Below are 707 nucleotides of genomic sequence, written 5' to 3'. Positions count from 1 at the left end.
GGACCATCTCGACGTGGGCGATGCCGGCCTCGTCGAACACCGGCCCACGCTGGTTGAAGCCGGCGCGGCGGTAGAACGGCTCGGCACTCATCTGCGCATGCAGGATCACTTCGCGGTCGCCGTGGTCGCGCGCGGCCTGCATCAGCGCATCCAGCACCGCACGGCCGACGCGGCTGCCGCGCAGCGCGCGCCGCACCGCCATGCGGCCGATCTTCGCGACGCCCGGCACATGCTCCAGCAGCCGGCCCGTGCCGACCGCCATGCCGAGCCGGTTGTAGGCCACCGCGTGTACGCAGCCCGCATCGGCCGAGTCCCACTCCATCTCGGCCGGGATCTTCTGCTCGTCGATGAAGACCTCAGCGCGGATCGCGCCGGCCTCGTGGCCCAGTTCTTCCCAGCCGCCGACGCGCACGCTGACCATGTCTTCGCCCGCCTCGAAGCCAAGCAACGTGCTGCGCAGTTCGGGCGGCACCGGTTTCGCCTGCTTGGCCACCGGGTCGGCAAAGACATAGACCARCTCGCCGCTGACCAGCAGCTCTTCGCCGCGGAACACACCCGTCTGGAACAGCATCGACGAGTTGCCGATGCGCTCGCAGCGCACGCCCACGTCCAGCACGTCGTCGTAGCCGGCCGAGGCGAAGTATTCCAACGTGGACTTGCGGACGAACAGGTCACCGCCCACGCGTTGCATCACCTCCTGGTACGGC

1 protein-coding gene is annotated in these 707 nt (G+C 69.3%); it reads right to left on the bottom strand.

The window, feature by feature from the left end; translation table 11 throughout:
* On the bottom strand, positions 1 to 691 hold a 691-nt coding region (locus AC1DYI_RS37595; protein WP_477209141.1), incomplete at its 3' end, for a GNAT family N-acetyltransferase.
* Positions 692 to 707 lie beyond the last annotated feature (16 nt).

The organism is Ideonella sp. P3_A4 (assembly GCF_056403075.1).
Note: the sequence above shows the minus strand (reverse complement) of the source record. Positions and strands in the feature narration are given on the sequence as shown.